Consider the following 8,317-nt stretch of genomic DNA (forward strand, 5'->3'; position numbering starts at 1 on the left):
TCCTCCTTTAACATTCTAACCATATTTTAACATTATTTTCACAAAATAAAAAGAGAAAACAACAAATCTCTTTATATTCATTATTTTCTCTTTTTTAAAATATTTATTTTTTATAAATCTTCTTCATGATATTGACGAATATAAACCTCTCTTGGTTTGCTACCTAATTGAGGACCAATAACGCCTTCTTCCTCTAATCGATCAATAATACGTGCTGCTTTATTATAACCTATTCTAAATTTTCTTTGTAGTAATGACGTACTTGCTTTTTGAGCTTGAATAACAAATTCTCGACATTTTTCATATTCCTCATCTTCTTCATCAAAACTATCACCTGTCTGTGAAGAAGAAACAGACTGAACATTGACATATTTATCATCATAAGCAGCTTCCTGCTGAGAAGAAACATAATGAACGATAGAAGCAACTTCATCATCGCTGACAAAGCATCCTTGAACACGAACCGGAGACGAAGATCCCATTGGAGAAAAAAGCATATCCCCTTTTCCTAAAAGTTTCTCTGCCCCAGAAGTATCTAAAATAGTACGCGAATCAATACTAGACGAAACTGCAAAAGCAATTCGTGAAGGAATATTGGCTTTGATGACACCTGTAATAATATCTGTTGAAGGTCTTTGTGTCGCTACAATCAAATGAATCCCAGCTGCACGTGCCATTTGAGAAATACGCATAATACAATCTTCAACTTCTTTGCTGGCAACCATCATTAAGTCTGCCACCTCATCTAAAATAATCACATGATATGGCAAAATTTCTTTTTGCTCTTCTGTATGATCAGCATTATAATGTCTGATAAAATCATTATAACTTTGTATATTTCTGGCATTTACTCCAGCAAAAAGATCATAACGTCTTTCCATTTCTGCTACTACTTCTCTTAAAACGCCAGCTGCTTTTTTAGGGTCAGTGACAACTGGTGCCAATAAATGAGGAATTCCATTATATATGGACAATTCCACTTTTTTAGGATCAACCAGAATCAATTTGACTTCATCAGGTTTAGCACGCATTAAAAGAGAAGAAATAATCGTATTTACACAGACAGATTTTCCAGAACCCGTTGCACCCGCAATAAGTAAATGAGGCATTTTATCCAATTGTGCAAAAATAGGCTTTCCTGATACATCTTTACCTAATGCCACAACTAGCTTATTATCCTGATATTTCTGATTAGATAATAAACTTTTTAAAACATCCTTAAATCCAACCACAGAAGCACTTTGATTTGGTATTTCAATTCCTACATAAGGTTTACCAGGAATAGGTGCTTCAATTCTAATATCAGCTGTCGCCAGTGCCAACTTAATATCATCCTGTAATTGTAGTATTTTATTCACTCTTGTTCCAATTTCTAGTTTCAATTCATATTTTGTAATAGTTGGTCCAATAAAAGCATTCTCAACAGTGGCATTGACACCAAACTGTTTCAAAACATTTGTTAATCTTGAAGCATTTTTTGAAGCAATACTTTTTTCTTTCGTGCTATTTTTTGTTGATTGTGTTGACAATAAAGATAATGGTGGTAACTGATATGAAGATGTATCAAAATTTCTAGGAACCACTTTTTCTTTTTGTTTATTGTTTTGTCTCGTTTTTTCTTTGACTGGTTTTTCAGGCTTTTCTTTGATATCCAACTTCATATCATCCTGATTAAATTCAAAAGCACTGGTTATTTCAGGATCAATCTTATCATCAGACGCATCTTCAAAAACGGAGTCAGGAAACAAAGGAATTTCCTTATCCTTAGATAAGAAATCAAAAAAATGTGATTTCTTTTTAAGAACAATGGTTTGTACTGGCGGTTCACTTTTTTTCTCTTTTTTCTTTTTAATTTTCTTCTTAAAATACAATTTACTAAAAATTAAGGCTAAACCAATAATAAGAATGACAATCGAAAGAATCAAAGCTCCCAAACTTTCAAACAACGCACTAAAAACACCATAAAGACATGATCCAATAAAACCACCTTTATTCATCTGTTGACTTTGAATATATGTAGAAATCACCCCTAGTCCACTCACCTGAGGTTGACTGGGAATCGTTGCAATTGTCAAAATACTGGCAAAAACAGCATAAATACCAATAGCTTCAGGACCATTAAAACGTGGTATTTTAGCAGTATATAAAATATATATACATAAAATAAGTAAAGCCAAATAAACAACACCATATAAATTACCTGTTAAAAAGGCAAAGCAATTATGAAGTCCTTGACCTATAAAACCTAAACGTAAAGCGGAAACAATAATAGCAAATATTAATAATAAAACAATAATTCTTAAACGTAATTTTTCTTCTAAAATCTGATTTTTAGACTTTTTAGAACGCTTTGTTTTTGCCATTATGCTCACCTTCTTTCACTTTCAACATTATACCAAAATATAGCGTTATTGCAAAGAAAAAGCAAGATTTCTCTCGCTTATATTTCGACAACAACACCAATAAAAACTGGCTTCTTTCCTGTCTCTTTCATAATATATCTCATAGATTGTTCTTTCATCATACTTCTGATTTCAGCTATTTCCATTTGTGGATTTTCTTTTAACTGACCTACGACTTTTTCACATATTTCAATGATATGTTTAATAATATATTCTGAATCTTTTAAATAAACAAATCCTCTACTTTGGCAATCTGTTTGAGCCACAATCTCTTTTGTCTCTCTTGAAATCGTTAGCCCCACTATAACAACACCATCGTTAGCTAATTGAATACGATCATCAATAACCTTTTCACCAACATCACCAATACCAATTCCATCAATCATGACATCTTCTATTTCATATGTATCTCTTGTATTCAACAGTTCACCTTTTTCAAAAGTTATTCTTTCACCATTATCCATAATAACAATATGGTCATCATCAATTCCCATATCATGTGCAATCTGTTGATTAAAAATAAAATGCTGATATTCACCTTTCATTGGAATATAATATTTTGGCTTGAAGATTTGAATGATGACTTTTATATCTTCTTTAGAAGCATGCATTGAAAAAAGATCTTTGTTCTTTAATAAATAAACATGGGCATCTGTTTTATATAAACCATTATGCGCTTTATTTGCAATCTTTTCTGTTCCTGGTAAAACAGGTGAAGCCACGATAAAAGTATCACCTTTTCTTAACTTCAATAAATCATCTCCACCATCAATAATATCACAAATGTCATGATAGATACGTCTTGGACTACCACTTAATAAAATGACATAATTGCTATCATATTGTGGATTACCAATCTTATCTTTATCTCCTAACAATTTGTCGGGAACTTTTAAAACAGGTTTCTTTGATTTTTGAGCAATTCTGAAAAGACTGTTGGTATTATCATATTTATCACGTCCATAAAAAACAATCTGACGTTTATATTTTTTGGTAAGATCAATAATTTCTTGTGTTCTAAAAACATTCTGCGCATAGCTTGAAATAATGATTCTTTCATTACTATCTTCAAAAATATGATCAATCTTATTTGTTAATTTATGATTTGGAGATGTGTAACCCTCATGTTTGGCACCAGAAGATTCAACCAATAAAGCCAAAACTCCTTTTTTTCCTATTTCCATCATTTTTTGAATATCACATTGAAATTCAAGAGGTGCCCCAAAATCAATAATAAATTCACCACTGTAAACCAGATAGCCATAACTTGTCCAAAGTGCAACTCCCACACTTCCAGGAATCGAATGTGTCACTGGGAAAAACTCCACAGGAACTCCAGCGATATCAATAGAAGCATTTCTATCAACACTATGAAGATCCAAATCAATCTTAACTGGATTATGACGTTGAAAACGATCTATCATCTGTTTAATAAGAAGAGCTGTTAAACGAGGTGCATACACAGGCGCATGAACACTCTGCAATAAATATGGTAAAGCAGCCATAGCATCATCATGTCCATGCGTAATGATAATTGCAGCAATCTGATCAGCTCTTTCTTCTAAATATGTAAAACTAGGAATAATAATATCAACACCTAGTTTATCTGAATCAGGAAAACGAAAACCTGAATCTATTATAAAAATCTTATCATTAATTTCAAAACAATACATACTTTTACCCATTTCGGCTTGTCCACCCATAGGTATTAATTTGATAACATCATTTTTCATCTTTTCACCCTTTCTTTTTTTGTTTCTTTCTAATATCATTATACCTTTGTTTGTTCTTTGTGTATAGTTTTTTTCAAAAGTACGATTATCATATCATATTCTTTTCATTGCTTCAAATCATTTTCTTATATTTTTCTATTAATGGTAATAATTTCTTTTGTGAGTCACGATCAATTTCAACCAAGGGAATTCTTAATATATTTTGAATATATCCCAATTGGCTCAAAATATACTTGATTGGTGCAGGATTTGGTTCAATAAAAAGAAACTGACTTAATAATTTTAAATAGCTGTCATCAAATACATCTTCTTTTTGACATATCCTTTCAACTAACGGATAATCAATATGACTAACGACTGAAATAATCCCATCAGCTTTTTGTTTAAGGGCCTCCAGTAAAAGATGATCATCGCCAATATAAATTTTAAATTCCGGTAAAGATTTCTTAATTATTGAAATATCTTCTAAAGCCCCACATTGTTTCATACCGATAATATTTTTATGTTTTTTTGCTAATTGAATGACTGTTTCTGGTTCTATCGACACCCCACAACGAGATGGAATATTATAAATCATAATCTTTTTTGATGTGGAAGCCGCAATTAAATCGAAATGTTTCTGTATGCCTCTTTGATTTGGTTTGATATAATAAGGAACAACAACCAAAAATGCATAAATAGCCTGATTGTCTTTATACATTTGTATATGTCTAATGACTTCTGCAGTATTATGAGATGATATCCCAATCATGATACGAATCTGTGGATATTTTTTCAAAACATTTTCTACAAGGACTCTTCTCTCATCTAATTTTAAAGAAGATGTTTCTCCAGTTGTTCCACACAACAAAAAAGATTTGTTTCCTTCATGAATCAATTTATCCATTAAACGATATAAACCAGAATAATCAATAGACTGATCCTTGTTGAAAGGAGTCACTAATGCTGTAAAAACTTCTTTCATTTAAATCTCCCTATACCCTAATAAAAATGGCTGATATTGCTGGTGAGATAAAGCCGCCTTCAATGTTTCTTTAACCTTTTTCTTACAAGCTATCATACTTTGTGGTTTTGCCAGATAATGGTCTTGAAACATTGGCACAAAATAATAATTTTTCTTATTAAATAAAGACAATAGATGCACACCACTATTGGAAAGAATATCATTAGAATAGACCCCTAATACAATAGGAACCTGATTGCGTAAACTAGATTTCACAAGCATTGTTACACAATTATCATTAATTCCTAAATCCAATTTATTTAAAGTCGTTCCATCACATGGATAGACCAGTACTGCATCTAATTTCTTTTTTGGTCCATAAACCTCAGCTTCCTGAATAGTCGTATGAATATCTTTATGTGTTATCTTTTTGACTTTCTTTTCTAACTCATCATGACAATAAAAACGTGTATCCATCTGTTGAACATGTGGCGTCATAAATACTTCTACATCATAATCATGACATACTTCATTTAACACATCTAACATATCATCCATACTGCAAAATGAACCTGTTATAGCAAATCCTAATTTAAGCACGAGATATCATCCTTTCTATCAAATCAGCCATCATCATTCCCGCATAACCATAAGCATATTTTCCTGGAATCGATGGTAAAATAACACTCGACATTCCTTTGGATAAAGCATAATGATGATCAATTCCATAAGGATATGAGGCAATATCAATAAGACATATTGATGATTTTGCCTGATCCAATATCTTTGGCTTCACAACCTGGGATGGTATGGTATTAATTAATATATCACATTGTGATAAGTCCATATCCTCCAGCAAATAAGGGTGTCCGCCTATATTTTGAATATCATTCAATAATTGTGGATTTCTGACACCTACATAAACATCACCCTGCAAGGCAATCAAATCTTTCACCAGTGGTTTTCCACAGTGTCCATATCCCAAAACATGAATTTGACTTTGAAAGATAGGAAAACGTCGATGAGAAATCAAATATGAAATAACACCTTCAGCTGTCAAAAAGCCATTGTTTTCCACAAACGTCTCATCATCTAAAAAAGCAGAATATTGAAAATGATATTGATGAGACAATTCTTCTAAATAAGAGTTATGGATCATTGTCCATATATAAGTATGTGGTCTCAATTGTTTGAAAACATCTTCATTCATTACAATTGTTTCATCATGTAACAATAAACGGTTTTTACGATCTAAACCTTTTAATCCTAAATAGATACATTGACAATAACGCAAATCTTTCATTTGATCGGTCACATAATAATGTCTTCTGACTAATTCTTCCATAAGTTCTTGACCTCTCAAATCATCATGATTAATAAAAAACAGCATTGATTTCACCTCATTTTAAAATATGAAAAATATGCAAATTGGTGACAATCATCTTCATAAAAAAACTTATGAAGTCAATATAACATATAAGTTACAAAACATAACTAAACAGTTTTATGAAAAAAAGTAAAAAAAGTCTTGCATGTTATAAAATGATATGCTAATATATATGAGCAGTCAAAAATAAGATGTCTACGTAGCTCAGCTGGATAGAGCACACGCCTTCTAAGCGTGCGGTCGCGGGTTCGAATCCCTCCGTGGACGCCATTTGAAAACAACCTCATATTTGAGGCTTTTTTATTTATCCTTAAGTATATAAAAGTAGTGAATATTAATTTTCTATGATATAATGAATCTCAAAGGAGATAATGAAATGAAAAAAGATCCATTTTATAAAAGTTTAAGTTATGCTATTGAAGGCATTTTTAACTGCATTAAAAAAGAAAGAAATATAAAAATACACATTTTATTTATGATGTTGGTCATTTTATGTGGTTTTCTATTTCAAATTACTTATGTAGAATGGCTGATTTGTATTTTACTGTTTGGTCTAGTTATATCTTTAGAATTAGTCAATACATCTATCGAAGCTGTTGTTGATCTATGCACCCAAGAGTTCCATCCTTTAGCTAAATTAGCAAAAGATACAGCAGCCGGAGCCGTTTTAATCAGTGCTATTGCTGCAGCTATGATTGGTTTGATTATTTTTATTCCTAAAATCTTTTTTTAAAAACAAGCAAGGATTATTTTCCAAGCTTGTTTTTTTGATGTCGATCAATCAAAAACAAATAAGTACAAATCATAACAACATATAATAATTCTATTAAACCATTAACACGTCCACATACTAAAAATAATATGGCTAGCATCTGTAAACCAACATGAAAAATAGAATGCGTATGTAAATATATATCAGGACTTTCTATAGAAAGTCGATATGTATAAATCTGTAAAATAATAAGAAATAAGCAAGAAGCAAGCATCGAACACCAAACATGAACTTGAGACATAAAGTTCAGTTGATTGTCATAAGGTGAAAAAGCGCCCATTATCATGAATAATGCTGTTAGAAAAATAAGATATGGAACATAACGCGGATATGTATGCAAATGTCGAAAATGAGAAAACATCTGATACATAAAATAAAACGTACAAACCAAGATATAAATAACAACCAAAGCACGATATTGGGGCAAAGCAGAGACTCCTGTGATATTTTCATACATAATATCACGACGTGTTGTCACCAGTAATGTCAAAAAGATAATTATGAAATAAGACATATTGACTCCTTTTTAAGCATAAACTTATCGTTATTGTAAAAAATTCCTTGGTTGAATATACTTTTGTATTCTTTCACCCAAAGAATTATATTCATTTTTCAATTTCTTTTAACTGAAAATCTACTTTTCCATGGTCAATAGTCAAGACAGCATAACTTCTTGCACTACCACCTCTAGGTAAAGTTGTAGAACCTGGATTAACATAATAGAAAGATCCATCTTTTTGAAACATTGGCATATGGGTGTGTCCAGAAATTAATATTTGACACTGACGTCTTGTTAATAAATCATTCATAGCAAGCTCTCGATTAAAATACCCAAAATATTGCCCATGTGTTATAAGTATAGGAATGTCTTCAACAATGATGCGTGCTTCCTTAGGAAAGTCCAAAGCCCAATCATTATTTCCTTTAACACATATAAAACCATTAAGAATTCTTTTATCAATGGCTTCACTATCTCCACAATGAATATAATAATCTCCATGAGGTTCATGTTCTTTCACATAATCAATCATAGTCTGATCTCCATGATTATCAGACATAATTACAATCTTTTTCATTTTT

8 protein-coding genes and 1 tRNA gene are annotated in these 8,317 nt (G+C 31.3%); 2 read left to right on the top strand and 7 right to left on the bottom strand.

Features of this window, described 5'->3' with window-relative positions:
• Window positions 1–110: 110 nt before the first annotated feature.
• The 5 genes from ACZYT4_RS08335 to ACZYT4_RS08355 form a co-directional block, all read right to left on the bottom strand.
• Window positions 111–2,363: a DNA translocase FtsK gene (locus ACZYT4_RS08335; RefSeq protein ID WP_463784546.1), complete on the bottom strand. Its 2,253-nt coding sequence runs from the start codon at window positions 2,361–2,363 to the stop codon at window positions 111–113.
• Window positions 2,364–2,440: 77 nt separating this feature from the next.
• Window positions 2,441–4,135 carry a ribonuclease J gene (locus ACZYT4_RS08340; protein WP_463784549.1) on the bottom strand — a complete coding sequence of 565 codons (1,695 nt, stop codon included), beginning with the start codon at window positions 4,133–4,135 and terminating at the stop codon, window positions 2,441–2,443.
• Between the two features lie 112 nt (window positions 4,136–4,247).
• A complete protein-coding gene (gene dapA / locus ACZYT4_RS08345) occupies window positions 4,248–5,099 on the bottom strand; it encodes a 4-hydroxy-tetrahydrodipicolinate synthase (RefSeq protein ID WP_463784551.1) in 852 nt (283 codons plus the stop codon).
• Window positions 5,100–5,678 (bottom strand): dipicolinate synthase subunit B, encoded by a 579-nt coding sequence (locus ACZYT4_RS08350; protein WP_463784553.1) that lies wholly within the window; start codon window positions 5,676–5,678, stop codon window positions 5,100–5,102.
• Window positions 5,671–6,468 carry a hypothetical protein gene (locus ACZYT4_RS08355; protein ID WP_463784555.1) on the bottom strand — a complete coding sequence of 266 codons (798 nt, stop codon included), beginning with the start codon at window positions 6,466–6,468 and terminating at the stop codon, window positions 5,671–5,673. The genes ACZYT4_RS08350 and ACZYT4_RS08355 overlap by 8 nt, the downstream gene beginning before the upstream one ends.
• A 190-nt stretch (window positions 6,469–6,658) precedes the next feature.
• Here ACZYT4_RS08355 and ACZYT4_RS08360 point away from each other — a divergent pair.
• Window positions 6,659–6,735: transfer RNA gene (locus ACZYT4_RS08360), tRNA-Arg, on the top strand.
• A 106-nt stretch (window positions 6,736–6,841) separates the two neighbouring features.
• Window positions 6,842–7,198 (top strand): diacylglycerol kinase family protein, encoded by a 357-nt coding sequence (locus tag ACZYT4_RS08365; protein ID WP_463784557.1) that lies wholly within the window; start codon window positions 6,842–6,844, stop codon window positions 7,196–7,198.
• Between the two features lie 13 nt (window positions 7,199–7,211).
• Here the strand turns inward: ACZYT4_RS08365 and ACZYT4_RS08370 are convergent, their stop codons facing one another.
• Window positions 7,212–7,751, bottom strand: a complete 540-nt coding sequence (locus ACZYT4_RS08370) for a hypothetical protein (protein WP_463784560.1) — start codon at window positions 7,749–7,751, stop codon at window positions 7,212–7,214.
• Window positions 7,752–7,842: 91 nt separating this feature from the next.
• The coding region (locus ACZYT4_RS08375) for a metallophosphoesterase family protein (RefSeq protein ID WP_463784562.1) at window positions 7,843–8,317 on the bottom strand (475 nt) is incomplete at its 5' end.

The sequence above is a fragment of the Massilimicrobiota sp. mt181 genome, assembly GCF_055420065.1.